The sequence below is a fragment of the Pseudomonas sp. MH9.3 genome, from assembly GCF_034354675.1.
GTDB lineage: Bacteria > Pseudomonadota > Gammaproteobacteria > Pseudomonadales > Pseudomonadaceae > Aquipseudomonas.
The window spans coordinates 4,565,306-4,579,548 of record NZ_CP133785.1; the positions used below are offsets into that span (position 1 = coordinate 4,565,306).

The following is a 14,243-nucleotide window of genomic DNA, read 5'->3' on the forward strand; positions in this document are numbered from 1 at the left end:
ATATTCATATACCGTTTCGATCTAGCTGGCTCCCTGAATAGAAGAAGTCGCTGTGCTAGCATGCCCCGCTCGAACACGGCCCGCAGGCCGTCCATAAGATCGTTTTTCCGTGAGTAACCATGGTCGACAAACTGACGCATCTGAAACAGCTGGAGGCGGAAAGCATCCACATCATCCGCGAGGTCGCCGCCGAGTTCGATAACCCGGTGATGCTCTACTCGATCGGTAAAGACTCCGCCGTGATGCTGCATCTGGCACGCAAGGCCTTCTTCCCGGGCAAACTGCCGTTTCCGGTGATGCACGTCGACACCCGCTGGAAATTCCAGGAAATGTACAAGTTCCGCGACCAGATGGTTGAAGAACTGGGCCTGGACCTGATCACCCACATCAATCCGGACGGCGTGGCGCAAGGCATCAACCCCTTCACCCACGGCAGCGCCAAGCACACCGATATCATGAAGACCGAGGGCCTCAAGCAGGCCCTGGACAAGCATGGTTTCGACGCAGCGTTCGGCGGTGCCCGTCGCGATGAAGAGAAATCCCGTGCCAAAGAGCGCGTGTACTCGTTCCGCGACAGCAAGCACCGCTGGGATCCGAAAAACCAGCGCCCCGAGCTGTGGAACGTCTACAACGGCAACGTCAACAAGGGCGAGTCGATCCGTGTGTTTCCGCTGTCCAACTGGACCGAGCTGGACATCTGGCAGTACATCTACCTGGAAGGCATCCCGATCGTGCCGCTGTACTTCGCCGCCGAGCGCGACGTGATCGAGAAGAACGGCACGTTGATCATGATCGACGACGACCGCATCCTCGAGCACCTGTCCGACGAAGACAAAGCCCGCATCGTCAAAAAGAAAGTACGTTTCCGTACCCTTGGCTGCTACCCGTTGACGGGCGCGGTGGAGTCCGAAGCCGAGACGCTGACGGACATCATTCAGGAAATGCTCCTGACGCGAACTTCCGAGCGCCAGGGCCGGGTCATCGACCACGATGGCGCCGGCTCCATGGAAGATAAAAAACGGCAAGGGTATTTCTAGGCTTTGAGTTACAAGCGGCAAGCTGCAAGTTAAAGGCGGTATGCGTAGCTTTGTGGTTTGGTGCTTGCAGCCGGTTGTTGCGAGCCGCGATTGAGTGACTCGTAATGGACTTCGAGAAGTTGCTTGTTTGGCAAAGAAGCAAGGGTTTGGCGGTGGGAATCTATCGAGAGTTTGCGCGATGCAAGGATTTTGGCTTCAAAGACCAGATTACTCGCTCGGCACTCTCAATACCCTCCAATATTGCCGAAGGCATGGAGCGTTGCAGTGCCAAAGAAAAGATCCGTTTTCTTTGGATTGCGAAGGCTTCCTGTGGAGAGTTACGGACACAAATTCTCATTGGTAGTGACGTTGCTTACATCGCCCAGCCGCTGGCTGACAACTGGATTACAGAAACTCGCGAGCTGTCAAAAATGCTCTGCGGCCTGATCAACAAAATTTCTGACTAGCTGTACGCCGACAAGCTTGCCGCTTGAAGCTTACAGCTTGGAGCTTGAACCCAATGAGCCATCAATCTGATTTGATCAGCGAGGACATCCTCGCCTACCTGGGCCAGCACGAGCGCAAAGAGATGTTGCGCTTCCTGACCTGCGGCAACGTCGACGACGGCAAGAGCACCCTGATCGGGCGCCTGCTGCACGACTCCAAGATGATCTACGAAGATCACCTGGAAGCCATCACCCGCGATTCGAAGAAGTCCGGCACCACCGGCGATGACATCGACCTGGCCTTGCTGGTCGACGGCCTGCAGGCCGAGCGCGAGCAGGGCATCACCATTGATGTTGCCTACCGCTACTTCTCCACCGCCAAGCGCAAATTCATCATTGCCGACACCCCGGGGCATGAGCAGTACACCCGCAACATGGCCACCGGTGCCTCCACCTGTGACCTGGCGATCATCCTGATCGATGCCCGCTATGGCGTGCAGACCCAGACCCGTCGCCACAGCTTCATCGCCTCGTTACTGGGCATCAAACACATCGTGGTGGCCGTCAACAAGATGGACATCAATGGCTTCGACCAAAGCGTATTCGAGCAGATCAAGGCAGATTACCTGAAGTTCGCCGACGGTATCGCCTTCAAGCCCAGCACCCTGGCTTTCGTGCCAATGTCGGCGCTCAAAGGCGACAACGTGGTGAACAAGAGCGAGCGTTCGCCCTGGTACACCGGGCAGTCGCTGATGGAGATTCTCGAAACCGTCGAGATCGCCAACGATCGCAACTACACCGACCTGCGTTTCCCGGTGCAGTACGTCAACCGTCCGAACCTGAACTTCCGTGGTTTCGCCGGCACCCTGGCCAGCGGCATCGTGCACAAGGGTGACGAGATCGTGGTGCTGCCGTCCGGCAAAAGCAGCCGCGTCAAATCCATCGTCACCTTCGAGGGTGAACTGGAGCAGGCAGGCCCCGGCCAGGCCGTGACGCTGACCATGGAAGACGAAATCGATATCTCCCGTGGCGACCTGCTGGTACACGCCGGCAACGTGCCGCAAGTGACCGACGCCTTCGACGCCATGCTGGTGTGGATGGCCGAAGAGCCGATGCTGCCGGGCAAGAAATACGACATCAAGCGCGCCACCAGCTACGTGCCGGGTTCCATCACCAGCATCGTGCACCGTGTGGACGTGAACACCCTGGCCGAAGGCCCGGCCAGTTCCCTGCAGTTGAACGAGATTGGCCGGGTCAAGGTCAGCCTCGACGCCGCCATCGCCCTGGACGGTTACGACAGCAACCGCACCACCGGCGCTTTTATCGTTATCGACCGCTTGACCAACGGCACCGTGGCGGCGGGCATGATCATCGCGCCACCGGTCGGTCATGGCGGCGCGGCGCAACACGGCAGCCTCGCCCACGTGGGCACCGAAGAACGCGCCCAGCGCTTCGGCCAGCAGCCGGCCACCGTGTTGTTCAGCGGCCTCTCTGGCGCCGGCAAGAGCACGCTGGCCTATGCGGTCGAGCGCAAGCTGTTCGACATGGGCCGCGCGGTGTTCGTGCTGGATGGCCAGAACCTGCGTCACGATCTGAACAAGGGCTTGCCGCAGGACCGCGCCGGTCGCACCGAGAACTGGCGTCGCGCCGCGCATGTGGCGCGCCAGTTCAACGAAGCCGGTCTGCTGACCCTGGCCGCGTTTGTCGCCCCGGATGCCGAAGGCCGTGAACAGGCCAAGGCGCTGATCGGCAGTGACCGCTTGCTGACCGTGTATGTACAGGCTTCGCCGCTGGTGTGTGCCGAGCGTGATCCGCAAGGCTTGTACGCGGCGGGCGGGGACAACATCCCCGGTGAGTCCTTCCCTTACGACGTGCCGTTGAACGCCGATCTGGTGATCGACACCCAGGCCGTGTCGCTGGAAGACAGCGTCAAGCAGGTGCTGGAGTTGTTGCGTCAGCGCGGCGCGATCTAAACCTCGCTCCCACAAAAAAAGCCCGCCACCGAGCACTCGGTGGCGGGCTTTTTCATGCCCGATCTTCTGCAGGCAGCAGACAATATCTATACAAATACTTTGTTATTTGTCCGCGTGGTGCGCAGGTCTAAATTTAGGAATTTTCCCTCAGACGCAAAGGATCTTGCCTATCGCTATCACCTCCTAAGTGTATTTATTCTGTCTGAATTCGAACATCAGGCAGTATGAAAACAAGGATGTAAGTAGTGGATGACTTTGTGAGTGATGTAATTGAAGTTGTTGGGGGTTCTGTAGAGCAGGAGCTCAAGGTTTTTAGTTTTGACAGGCATCAATCAAACTTGCTTCATAAGTTTTCCGAGGGCTTGGTAGCCATTGGTGGCCCGCAAGCATCAGGGGCCAGGACCAAGGCCCTATCCGCGGCCACCGAGTTAAAGTACTCATTTTCAAAAGGTCAATGCGAACTTCTTCGGGCTTATTCCGACGGGTTGGTCTCTCTGCTGATTTTTGAGGGGCTGCAAAAAATTACCGATACAGGACCTCCCGAAGAACTCCCCGATCTTATTTCTCTCGAACGCCGGCATGACGTCCTATGTTTGGCAGCACGCAATCAAATCCTGCTTAATTTAGTAGATAATACGGCCTTCGCGTATGACATGGACAATAACGGAAAACTGGTTCGGCTAGTGGCTAATTTCAAGGGCGGCGGGCTCAATGAAATCCAAGTCGAGCCTGATGTTAAAGAGCTGAGTTCCCATTCCGGTCTTGCGCTGGGCCCACATACTGAAGCGCCTTATTGGTGTTCAGTAAATGCAAAAAATGGACATTCACCGTCTCCTTCCTCACTCATACTCTCGGCTTTGTGGAATCCAGGCATGGAACCAACAACTGTTATTCCTTTGCCTCCTGTGTTGGAGAGAATAGGCATTGCCAATTGCCTCGCTTTGACCACTGATAATTTTCAGTTCACCCGCAGTGATTCTTTCGTCAGTGGCAAAGGAGAAAATGGATACGGTGTTTCGATCTTAGAATTTGACGACAAATTTGGCTTCTCCGCCCGTTTTAACTCATACCGATTTTCGGTAAGTGATGACGCCTCGGACTTTGTAAAAAATGCCTATAACGTTTTTTGCCAGTGTGTGGGAGAGGCGGCTCCCATTGAGTATTGTCTGACTCAGGAGTCGGCAATTATTATCAATAACGTTCGGGCATTACATTGTCGTGATGTCATTAAAAACAATAGACGCGTCTTGGTGCGAATCTTCGGTCTTTCAAAGTCTTCTTCTTCTCTTGTTATTTCTGAAGATCCGCTACTGCTCAAGGGATGAAAACAGTGTGACTCAGGATTGTTTAATAGTCAGTCACACGCATGATTGGCAAGCACTCATAAAGGAAATGTAATGTCTTGGGATGTTATTGGCATATTGGCACTCGTTGCTTTTTGTGCCGGTTTTTTTGATGCGATTGCTGGAGGGGGCGGTTTGATCACATTGCCAGCGTTGTTTTTGGCTGGTGTAGATCCTATCAGTGCAATTGCAACAAACAAGTTTCAAGCTGCTTCAGCAACTGTCTCCGCAACCCTGACGTTCGCTCGCAAGGGATTGATAGAGTGGCGTGAAAGCCGTTTCTTGATCATTTGCGGGTTTATCGGGGGCGCCAGCGGGGCACTCTTGGTTAGCTCTATTGATAAACACTACCTGGAAGTATGTGTTCCGATTATGCTGATTTTGGTTGCCGTTTATTTTGCGCTCTCGCCAAAGCTAGCGAATGAAAATCGACGCAAAAAAATCAGCATTTTGCTTTTCTCATTTACAGTGGCGCCGATTTTGGGGTTTTACGACGGAATTTTTGGTCCCGGTGTAGGCTCCTTTTTTATCGTCGGTTTTGTTCTTCTCTGCGGCTTGGGCATGATGCGGGCTATGAGTTTTACCAAGCTCGCCAATGCGTCGTGTAACCTGGGTTCATTAGCGGTCTTTATTACAAAGGGTGTAATTATCTGGCCATTAGCGATCGCGATGGCTTTGGCGGCGTTCATTGGTGCGCAGCTTGGTGCCCGCGCCGCTGTGCGGGTCGGTCCGCGGCTTATCAAGCCAATGTTGATCGTGGTCTGCTGTGCATTAGCTATCAAGTTGTTGAGTGTAGAAACCAATCCTTTGCGCGTTGCGGTTATTCGGCTATTAACTTAGTGGTAATCGCCAGTCTGGAATGATTTTTGATTTCTGGCGTGGTAAGGATCGCGGCCACAAAAAAGCCCGCCACCGAGCACTCGGTGGCGGGCTTTTTTGTGGGAGCTGTCCCGTCCTGAATAAGGTTTACACCTTCTGACCTTTCTTCAGGAGGACTCAATGGATACGGGAAAAAGGCGCAGCCAACGCGATTACACGCTAGCTTTTAAATTGTCGGTCGTAGACCAAGTCGAAAAAGGCGAGTTGAGTTATAAAGAGGCTCAACGGCGCTTTGGCATTCAGGGCCGGTCCACGGTACTGGTTTGGCTACGCAAGCATGGCCGACAGGACTGGAGCCAAGGCGCCTCAATCCGAGCGCCGCGGAGCAGGCCGATGACCGACCCCAACCTCCCGCTGACACCCGAGCAGCGGATTAAAGAGCTTGAAGAACAGTTGGCGCTGAGCAATCAAAAGGCCCAGTTCTTTGAAGCTGTCGTGAACGTCTTGAAAAATGATTACGGTGTGTCCATCGTAAAAAAGCGACCCGGCAAGTCCTCTCGCAAGGGCAAATCCAAGACCTGAGCATTACCAGGGCTTGCCTGTTCATGGGAATTTCGCGCCAAGCGTATTACAAACGTAACCGAGCCGTTGATGCGAGAGCTCACCAAGACCAGCAAGTAGTGGACTTTGTTCTGGAAAAGCGGCGTCGCCAGCCGAGGTTAGGCACGCGCAAGCTGCATTATCTGATGAGCACTGAGGCTGAAGTGCAGGTAATTGTTGGTCGAGACCGTCTTTTTTCCATCTTGCGCGAAGCGCGAGAGCTGGTTCCTCGAAAGCGTGCTTATCATAAAACTACGCATAGCCATCATCGGTTCCGCCGCCATCCCAACCTGCTCAAAGCAGGCCCGGAACAAGTTGTCGCTGGCAGGCCCGAGCAGGTTTGGGTTGCAGATATTACCTATCTGCCCACGCGGGAAAGTGTCGTTTACGTCAGCCTGATAACAGACGCGTACTCACGCAAGATCGTGGGTCATCATGTACATGACAGCCTGCATACGGAGTCGGTGGTCAAAGCATTGCAGAAAGCTGTTAGCCAGCGAAAATCCAAGCAATCGCTGATCCATCACTCGGATCGCGGGGCCCAATACTGCTCCGACCTGTACCAGCAAATGCACGCCAAGCATGGGATCAAGTGCTCAATGACGGATGGCTACGATTGCTATCAGAACGCGATGGCAGAGCGGGTAAACGGGATTTTGAAAACTGAGTTTTTGCTGCACCGGCCCAAAGATTTGGCGGATGCCGTAAAAATGGTGGATGAGTCGGTGCTGATCTACAACGGGGAGCGGCCGCACTTATCCCTGAAATACAAAACGCCCGATGCGGTGCATCAGGCGTTTTGAGACTGAAACAGGTGTAAACCTATTTCAGGACTAGACAAGCTTTGAAAAATCACTTGGTCAACTGTGGGAGGGGCGGTGCGACGATTCGACTTGCCCCCGATTGCAGTGTGTCAGCTAGTAGATGCTCGGCTCACACACCGCTATCGGGAGCAACCCCCCTCCCACATTTTTGATCATTGTTTGCCTGGGAAATCGGTGTGAAGTTTGTCCAGCAGGGCATCCTTCTCTTCCCACAACCGATTGATCCAGCCTTGGAACGCCAACCGGTACTCCCCGTCCTGCTCATAATTCTTGCCAATGAACTCGGCTGGAATCTGCACCTCTTCAAACTGCACCACCACATCCTGCACGTTCCCACACAGCAAATCCCAGTAACCCGGGCGGCCGGCAGGGTAGTGGATGGTCACGTTCACCAGTGACTTCAGTTGTTCACCCATTGCATCCAGCACAAACGCAATCCCGCCAGCCTTGGGCTTGAGCAGATAGCGAAACGGCGATTTCTGCTGGGCATGCTTGCCCGGTGTAAACCGCGTGCCTTCGGCAAAATTGAAAATCCCCACCGGATTGTGACGAAACTTCGCACAGGTCCTGCGGGTGGTTTCCAGGTCCTTGCCTTTCTTCTCCGGGTGCTTTTCCAGGTAGGCCTTGGTGTAGCGCTTCATGAACGGGAAGCCCAATGCCCACCAGGCCAGACCAATCACCGGCACCCAGATCAGCTCCTGCTTGAGGAAGAACTTCAGCGGGCGAATCCGCCGATTCAACACGTATTGCAGCACCATGATATCGACCCAGCTCTGGTGGTTGCTGGTCACCAGGTACGAGTGCTGGTAGTCCAGGCCCTCAAGGCCGCTCAGGTGCCAGCGCGTGCGGCGCACCAGGTTCATCCAGCCCTTGTTGTTGGTCACCCAGGCTTCATGCGTGTGGTTCATCAGCCATTCGCTGAAACGCTTGGCGAAGGGCAGCGCCTTGAACAGCGCGACGATAAACAGGAACGAACACAACAGGATCGTATTCAACGCCAGCAGCAGGGAAGCAATCACCCCGCGCACGGCAGCAGGCAGAAAATCCAGCATTCAGATATCCATAGGTCGGTTGGCGGCTTGGATCGCAGTCAGTGCGATGGTGTACACGATATCGTCTACCTGCGCGCCGCGCGGCAGATCGTTGACCGGTTTGCGCAGGCCCTGAAGCATCGGCCCCAGGCTCACGCAATCAGCGCTGCGTTGCACGGCCTTGTGGGTGGTGTTGCCGGTATTCAGGTCAGGGAACACGAACACCGTGGCCTTGCCGGCCACCTGGCTGTTGGGCGCCAGTTGCCGGGCCACCGCTTCGTTGGCGGCGGCGTCGTATTGCAGCGGGCCGTCGATCAGCAGCGCGCTTTGCTGTTCTTGGGCGAGCAGGGTGGCTTCGCGGACTTTCTCCACTTCTTCGCCGCTGGCCGAGTCGCCGCTGGAGTAGCTGATCATCGCCACTCGCGGGGTAATGCCGAACGCGGCCGCCGAGTCGGCGCTTTGCAGGGCGATTTCCGCCAGCTCCGCCGCACTTGGGTGCGGGTTCATCACGCAGTCGCCGTACACCAGCACCTGCTCGGGGAACAGCATGAAGAACACCGACGACACCAGCGTGCAGCCCGGTGCGGTTTTGATCAACTGCAGGGCGGGGCGGATGGTGTTGGCGGTGGAGTGAATCACGCCGGAGACCAGGCCGTCGACTTCATCCAGCGCGAGCATCATGGTGGCGATCACCACGGTGTCTTCCAGTTGCTGCTCGGCCATCGGTGCGTTGAGGCTCTTGCTCTTGCGCAGCTTCACCATCGGTTCGACATAGCGTTGGCGAATCAGGTCCGGGTCGAGAATCTCGAGGCCGGCGGGCAGTTCGATGCCCTGGGCACGAGCCACCGCTTCCACATCCGCAGGTTTGGCCAGCAACACGCAGCGGGCGATGCCCCGCGCCTGGCAGATGGCGGCGGCCTGCACGGTCAGTGGCTCGCTGCCTTCGGGCAATACGATGCGCTTGTTGGCGGCCTGGGCGCGCTGGATCAACTGGTAGCGGAACACCGCCGGCGACAGGCGCATCTCCCGTGGCGTGCCGCACCGTTGGTGCAGCCAGCGCGCATCGAGGTGGCTGGCGACGAAATCGGTGATGATCTCGGCGCGCTCGCGGTCGTCGATGGGGATTTCCTTGTTCAGGCTGTTGAGCTGGTTGGCCGTGTCGTAGGAACCGGTGCTCACCGACAGCACCGGCAGCCCGGCCTGCAAGGCGCCCCGGCACAAATCCATGATGCGTGGGTCGGGCAGGGTGTCGCTGGTCAGCAGCAGGCCGGCCAGCGGCACGCCGTTGATGGCGGCCAGGCTCACCGCGAGGATGATGTCGTCGCGATCACCGGGGGTCACCACCAGCACGCCGGGCTTGAGCAGCTCCACGGTGTTACGCATGGTACGGGCGCAGATGATGATCTTGGTCATGCGCCGGGTTTCGTAATCGCCGGCGTTGAGCACCTGCGCGCCCATCAGGTCGGCCACGTCGCGGGTACGCGGGGCGTTGAGTTCGGGTTGGTAGGGAATGCAGCCCAGAAGGCGGAAATCACCGCTGCGCAATAAAGGCGAGTGCTCTTTAAGGCGCGCCGAGAAGGCTTCCATACTTTCATCGGTGCGCACCTTGTTGAGGATCACGCCGAGCACTTTCGGGTCTTTCGGCCCGCCGAACAGCTGGGCCTGCAATTCGACGCGGCCGGAGAGTTCGGTGAGCACTTCGTTTTCCGGGGCCGACACCAGGATCACTTCGGCATCCAGGCTCTTGGCCAGGTGCAGGTTGACCCGCGCCGCGTAACTGGCGCTACGGGTCGGCACCATGCCTTCGACAATCAGCACGTCCTTGCCCACGGCAGCCTGCTGGTAAAGGGTGATGATTTCTTCGAGCAGCTCATCCAGCTGACCGTCGCCGAGCATGCGTTCCACATGGGCCAGGCCCAGCGGTTGCGGTGGTTTCAGGCCATGGGTGCGGGCGACCAGCTCGGTGGAGCGTTCAGGGCCGGTGTCGCCCGGGTGCGGCTGGGCGATCGGCTTGAAGAAGCCGACTTTGAGCCCGGCCCGCTCGAGGGTGCGCACCAGCCCGAGGCTGATGGAGGTCAGACCCACACCAAAATCGGTGGGCGCGATAAAAAAAGTCTGCATGCGAATTCTCTGGAGGTGCATGGCTTGGGTGGCGCTCTATGCGTGAGCGTCTACCGTAAATCAGGTGCCAAGGTTATCGTTATTCGGTCCCGTCCGTCCGGGTTCTGTTCGCTTTCGGGCAAATCCTTGTTTAGACTTGTCCGTTCTTCATTCTTCTGCAAAAGGTCTCGCCCCATGCCGATCGCCGCCAACAAGGCTGTCTCCATTGACTATACCCTGACCAACGACGCTGGTGAGGTCATCGACAGCTCCGCCGGCGGCGCGCCGCTGGTCTACCTGCAAGGCGCAGGTAACATCATCCCAGGCCTGGAAAAGGCTCTGGAGGGCAAAGAGGTGGGTGATGAGCTGACCGTTGCCGTAGAACCTGAAGATGCCTACGGCGAATACTCCGCCGAACTGGTCAGCACCCTGAGCCGCAGCATGTTCGAAGGTGTCGACGAGCTGGAAGTGGGTATGCAGTTCCACGCTTCAGCGCCGGATGGCCAGATGCAGATCGTCACCATCCGCGACCTGGACGGCGATGACGTCACCGTCGACGGCAACCACCCGCTGGCTGGCCAGCGTCTGAATTTCCAGGTGAAGATCGTGGCCATCCGCGACGCTTCCCAGGAAGAAGTGGCTCACGGCCACGTTCACGGCGAAGGCGGTCACCAGCACTGATTGATGCGTTAATCAGCTGGCAGCAAAAACGCCCCGACTGGTTCGGGGCGTTTTTTTGTCCTGAGAATGTACGCGATCCAAATGTGGGAGGGGCTTGCTCCCGATGGCTGAGGGTCAGTCAGCACATCTGGTGACTGATCCTCCGGCATCGGGAGCAAGCCCCCTCCCACAGGTGGAGCTGTGGTGATTTTCAGGCACACACAAAAATGCCCCGGACCTTTCGATACGGGGCATTTTCTAACTGTTACGCAACTGACGTCGCGTGTGCAGTTGTTACCACTCAGGCTGCAGCAGGAACGCTCAGAGCCTTGATGTGGCCATTCAGGCGGCTCTTGTGGCGAGCGGCCTTGTTCTTGTGGATGATGCCTTTATCAGCCATACGGTCGATAACCGGCACAGCCAGAACGTAGGCTGCTTGAGCTTTTTCAGCGTCTTTGGTGTCGATGGCTTTAACTACATTCTTGATGTAGGTACGAACCATGGAACGCAGGCTGGCGTTGTGGCTGCGACGCTTCTCAGCCTGTTTTGCACGTTTTTTGGCGGAAGGTGTGTTGGCCACCGTCGAGCTCCTCGAAAGACTTTTTAGGAAATAGCAAACAAAATAGGCCGCGAATCATGCCGATGACTTGACGGGTTGTCAAGGGCGGCTGATGCGAACTGCTGAGTGGTCGATCTGAAGAGGCGGGTGATTTATTTCCGGCGCTTGACCTGTAAACTCGCGAGCTTTGGCGCTGTGCTGTTGCAGGCGCGCAGTATCGCATAAGTAGGCGCTTAGTTCGCCTGCTCTTTATCTATAGGCGCAAACTCTTTCAATGAATCTGCTCAAATCGTTGGCTGCCGTCAGCTCTATCACGATGATCTCCCGGGTTTTGGGGTTTGTGCGCGACACCCTGCTGGCGCGCATTTTCGGCGCCAGCATGGCCACGGATGCGTTCTTCATCGCCTTTAAACTGCCCAACCTGCTACGACGGATCTTTGCCGAGGGTGCGTTTTCACAGGCGTTTGTGCCGATCCTGGCCGAATACAAAACCCAGCAGGGCGAGGAGGCCACCCGCACCTTTATTGCCTACGTCTCAGGCCTGCTGACCCTCGTGCTGATGCTGGTAACGATCCTGGGCATGCTCGCCGCGCCCTGGGTGATCTGGGCCACGGCCCCCGGTTTTGCCAATACCCCGGAAAAATTCGCGCTGACCACCGATCTGCTGCGCGTGACCTTTCCTTATATATTGCTGATCTCGCTGTCGTCCCTGGCCGGCGCTATCCTCAACACCTGGAACCGCTTTTCGGTGCCGGCGTTCGTGCCGACCCTGCTCAACGTCAGCATGATTATTTTCGCGCTGTTCCTCACGCCCTACTTCGACCCGCCGGTCATGGCGCTCGGCTGGGCTGTCCTCGCCGGTGGCCTGGCGCAGCTGCTTTACCAGCTGCCGCACCTGAAAAAAATCGGCATGCTCGTGCTGCCGCGCCTGAATCTCAAGGACACCGGCGTCTGGCGCGTCATGCGCAATATGCTGCCGGCGATCCTTGGCGTGTCGGTGAGCCAGATCTCTCTGATCATCAACACCGCGTTCGCCTCGCTGCTGGTCTCGGGCTCGGTGTCATGGATGTACTACGCCGATCGTCTGATGGAGCTTCCCTCCGGCGTGCTCGGCGTGGCGCTGGGCACGATTCTGTTGCCGACCCTGGCGCGCACTTACGCCAGCAAGGATCGCCAGGAGTACTCGCGCATTCTCGATTGGGGCCTGCGCCTGTGTTTCGTGCTGGTGCTGCCGTGCTCCCTGGCCCTGGGAATCCTGGCCGAACCATTGACCGTCTCACTGTTCCAGTACGGCCAATTCGACGCGCATGACGCCTTGATGACCCAGCGCGCACTGATCGCCTATTCGGTGGGCCTGCTCGGCATCATCGTGATCAAGGTGCTGGCGCCGGGCTTCTATGCCCAGCAGAACATCCGCACACCGGTGAAAATCGCCATTTTCACGCTGGTCGTCACGCAACTGCTCAACCTGGTGTTTATCGGCCCGCTGGCCCATGCCGGCCTGGCCCTGGCCATCAGCGCAGGTGCCTGCATCAACGCAGGCCTGTTGTTCTACCAGTTGCGCAAGCAGCAGATGTATCAGCCGCAACCGGGCTGGGGCCTGTTTGCGCTCAAGCTGCTGGTGGCGGTGGTGGTGATGTCGGCGGTGCTGCTCGGGCTGATGCACTTCATGCCGGCGTGGGACCAGGGCTTCATGCTGGAGCGCTTCATGCGCCTTGGCGTATTGGTGGTGGCCGGGGGGGGGCGTACTTCGGGATGTTGCTGCTGCAGGGTTTCCGCTTGCGCGATTTCAATCGCAAGTCCCTGCAATAGAGAGTTTGCCGCGATAAAACAGCTGTTTTATCGATTCGACCCATTTGGCCTGCGCTGTTGCCTGTCGTCCGGGGCCGGGTGTGGTTATAATCGACCACTTTATGAGCAAGAAGCGCGTTATGCAGCTGGTTCGAGGTCTCCACAACCTGCGCCCCGAGCATCGGGGCTGCGTCGCCACTATTGGCAACTTTGACGGTGTTCACCGTGGTCACCAGGCTATCCTGGCCCGGCTGCGTGAGCGTGCTGTCGAGCTGGGCGTGCCCAGCTGCGTGGTGATTTTTGAACCACAGCCGCGGGAGTTCTTCAGCCCCGATACAGCGCCTGCGCGTCTGGCGCGTTTGCGCGACAAGCTGCAGTTGCTGGCCGAAGAAGGCGTCGACCGCGTGCTCTGCCTGGCCTTCAATCAGCGCTTGCAAAGCCTCAGCGCTGCTGAATTCGTCGACCGTATCCTCGTCGACGGCCTGGGCGTGCAGCACCTGGAGGTCGGCGACGACTTCCGTTTTGGCTGCGACCGCGTGGGCGATTTCGATTTCCTGCAACACGCCGGCGTCAACCAGGGATTCACCGTTGAAGCCGCGCAAACCGTCGAACTGGACGGCCTGCGCGTGAGCAGCACCCAGGTGCGTAACGCCCTGGCCGCTGCCGACTTTGCCCTCGCCGAGCGTTTGCTCGGTCGCCCGTTCCGCATTGCCGGGCGGGTCCTGCACGGTCAGAAGCTGGCGCGCCAACTGGGCACGCCAACGGCCAATGTGCAACTCAAGCGCCGCCGTGTGCCGCTGACCGGGGTCTATCTGGTTGGCGTGGACATTGACGGCCAATCGTGGCCAGGAGTCGCCAACATAGGCGTCAGGCCCACGGTTGCAGGTGATGGCAAGGCCCACCTGGAAGTTCATCTGCTGGATTTTGCCGGCGATTTATACGACCGGCGCATTACGGTGGTTTTCCACCAGAAGCTGCGTGAAGAGCAGCGCTTCGCCTCGCTTGAGGCATTGAAAACGGCGATCAATGCGGATGTCGCCGCCGCCCGTGCACTAGCCGCACCTAGCGCCCATCGCTAACC

11 protein-coding genes and 2 pseudogenes are annotated in these 14,243 nt (G+C 57.6%); 9 read left to right on the forward strand and 4 right to left on the reverse strand.

The features are described from left to right. Nucleotides 1-119: 119 nt before the first annotated feature. The 6 genes from cysD to RHM60_RS20225 all read left to right on the forward strand — a co-directional run bounded on the left by cysD (nucleotide 120) and on the right by RHM60_RS20225 (nucleotide 7,000). Nucleotides 120-1,037, forward strand: coding sequence for a sulfate adenylyltransferase subunit CysD (cysD, locus tag RHM60_RS20200; RefSeq protein WP_122456775.1), 918 nt, complete (start codon nucleotides 120-122; stop codon nucleotides 1,035-1,037). Between the two features lie 104 nt (nucleotides 1,038-1,141). After that, on the forward strand, nucleotides 1,142-1,483 hold the full coding sequence (locus RHM60_RS20205) for a four helix bundle protein (RefSeq protein ID WP_209988394.1): 342 nt from the start codon (nucleotides 1,142-1,144) through the stop codon (nucleotides 1,481-1,483). A gap of 53 nt (nucleotides 1,484-1,536) precedes the next feature. Continuing rightward, complete coding sequence (gene cysN, locus RHM60_RS20210; protein ID WP_209988397.1) at nucleotides 1,537-3,435, forward strand: sulfate adenylyltransferase subunit CysN; 1,899 nt, start codon at nucleotides 1,537-1,539, stop codon at nucleotides 3,433-3,435. 245 nt (nucleotides 3,436-3,680) lie between these two features. Continuing rightward, nucleotides 3,681-4,760, forward strand: coding sequence for a hypothetical protein (locus tag RHM60_RS20215; protein ID WP_322212601.1), 1,080 nt, complete (start codon nucleotides 3,681-3,683; stop codon nucleotides 4,758-4,760). Between the two features lie 72 nt (nucleotides 4,761-4,832). Beyond that, a complete protein-coding gene (locus RHM60_RS20220) occupies nucleotides 4,833-5,618 on the forward strand; it encodes a TSUP family transporter (RefSeq protein WP_122674817.1) in 786 nt (261 codons plus the stop codon). A gap of 159 nt (nucleotides 5,619-5,777) precedes the next feature. Then, a protein-coding gene (locus RHM60_RS20225; protein ID WP_322212102.1) for an IS3 family transposase occupies nucleotides 5,778-7,000 on the forward strand; the annotation gives its coding sequence in 2 pieces (ribosomal slippage) (nucleotides 5,778-6,129 and nucleotides 6,129-7,000; 1,224 coding nt in all). A gap of 173 nt (nucleotides 7,001-7,173) precedes the next feature. Here the strand turns inward: RHM60_RS20225 and RHM60_RS20230 are convergent. The 3 genes and pseudogenes from RHM60_RS20230 to RHM60_RS20240 form a co-directional block, all read right to left on the reverse strand. Then, nucleotides 7,174-8,073, reverse strand: coding sequence for an acyltransferase (locus RHM60_RS20230; RefSeq protein WP_322212602.1), 900 nt, complete (start codon nucleotides 8,071-8,073; stop codon nucleotides 7,174-7,176). Then, the gene (pta, locus tag RHM60_RS20235) at nucleotides 8,074-10,173 is read right to left on the reverse strand and encodes a phosphate acetyltransferase (RefSeq protein ID WP_209988404.1); all 2,100 of its coding nucleotides are present in this window, start codon (nucleotides 10,171-10,173) and stop codon (nucleotides 8,074-8,076) included. It lies immediately after the preceding gene. 77 nt (nucleotides 10,174-10,250) lie between these two features. Next, nucleotides 10,251-10,379, reverse strand: a pseudogene (locus RHM60_RS20240) (DUF3565 domain-containing protein); the annotation flags it as partial. Between RHM60_RS20240 and RHM60_RS20245 the strand changes: the two are divergent. Beyond that, on the forward strand, nucleotides 10,348-10,833 hold the full coding sequence (locus tag RHM60_RS20245; protein ID WP_004372402.1) for an FKBP-type peptidyl-prolyl cis-trans isomerase: 486 nt from the start codon (nucleotides 10,348-10,350) through the stop codon (nucleotides 10,831-10,833). The pseudogene RHM60_RS20240 and the gene RHM60_RS20245 sit on opposite strands and share 32 nt — an antisense overlap. 280 nt (nucleotides 10,834-11,113) lie before the next feature. Here RHM60_RS20245 and rpsT read toward each other — a convergent pair whose 3' ends face one another. Continuing rightward, nucleotides 11,114-11,392 (reverse strand): 30S ribosomal protein S20, encoded by a 279-nt coding sequence (gene rpsT / locus RHM60_RS20250; RefSeq protein ID WP_003188401.1) that lies wholly within the window; start codon nucleotides 11,390-11,392, stop codon nucleotides 11,114-11,116. A gap of 253 nt (nucleotides 11,393-11,645) precedes the next feature. Between rpsT and murJ the strand changes: the two are divergent. Then, nucleotides 11,646-13,183: pseudogene (murJ, locus tag RHM60_RS20255) on the forward strand (murein biosynthesis integral membrane protein MurJ). 119 nt (nucleotides 13,184-13,302) lie between these two features. Continuing rightward, nucleotides 13,303-14,241, forward strand: coding sequence for a bifunctional riboflavin kinase/FAD synthetase (gene ribF / locus RHM60_RS20260; RefSeq protein ID WP_209988410.1), 939 nt, complete (start codon nucleotides 13,303-13,305; stop codon nucleotides 14,239-14,241). The last annotated feature ends 2 nt before the right edge of the window (nucleotides 14,242-14,243 follow it).

Coding starts and splice junctions, on each gene's coding strand:
- RHM60_RS20205 (WP_209988394.1), top strand. CDS start 1,142: ATGGACTTCGAGAAGTTGCTTGTTTGGCAAAGAAGCAAGGGTTTGGCG.
- cysN (WP_209988397.1), top strand. CDS start 1,537: ATGAGCCATCAATCTGATTTGATCAGCGAGGACATCCTCGCCTACCTG.
- RHM60_RS20220 (WP_122674817.1), top strand. CDS start 4,833: ATGTCTTGGGATGTTATTGGCATATTGGCACTCGTTGCTTTTTGTGCC.
- cysD (WP_122456775.1), top strand. CDS start 120: ATGGTCGACAAACTGACGCATCTGAAACAGCTGGAGGCGGAAAGCATC.
- RHM60_RS20245 (WP_004372402.1), top strand. CDS start 10,348: ATGCCGATCGCCGCCAACAAGGCTGTCTCCATTGACTATACCCTGACC.
- RHM60_RS20230 (WP_322212602.1), bottom strand. CDS start 8,073: ATGCTGGATTTTCTGCCTGCTGCCGTGCGCGGGGTGATTGCTTCCCTG.
- pta (WP_209988404.1), bottom strand. CDS start 10,173: ATGCAGACTTTTTTTATCGCGCCCACCGATTTTGGTGTGGGTCTGACC.
- ribF (WP_209988410.1), top strand. CDS start 13,303: ATGCAGCTGGTTCGAGGTCTCCACAACCTGCGCCCCGAGCATCGGGGC.